A 364-nucleotide genomic window follows, 5' to 3' on the forward strand; every position below is an offset into this window, starting at 1 on the left:
TACCCAAACCCAACTGACGGCCTGCCGAAACAGGAAGGCTGNACATGCAAACACTTCCCTTTCAACAAAATACCGGATTCAACACCGGCGCTCTGATAAAGCGAAATCAACAGAGAGAGGCAGATCACGACGCAATTCGTTCTGCCGTTCGCGCCTGGGCAGCAACTGAAGGGCAGGATGTTGTGTCGGCACACATCATCGATGAGTGGCGACAGCAGGGCGGTCAGGATATCGCGTTTCCTCATGATATCAGCCGTGCCAGACAGAAGCTTTTTCGCTACCTGGACAACCCGGCCGAGTCTGAGCGCTATCGCGAATATGTTCGCCTTCTTACCCCGGCAATCATGGCCGTTCTTCCGCTGGA

1 protein-coding gene is annotated in these 364 nt (G+C 54.5%); it reads left to right on the forward strand.

Going from position 1 to position 364, the window contains the following annotated elements; all coding sequences use genetic code 11:
• Positions 1 to 44: 44 nt before the first annotated feature.
• Positions 45 to 364 (forward strand): toxin YdaT family protein (locus VZP09_RS06975; protein ID WP_328794988.1); only part of this gene is annotated, 320 nt, incomplete at its 3' end.

The sequence above is a fragment of the Klebsiella sp. EMBS2024 genome (assembly GCF_036233805.1).
GTDB lineage: Bacteria > Pseudomonadota > Gammaproteobacteria > Enterobacterales > Enterobacteriaceae > Klebsiella > Klebsiella pneumoniae.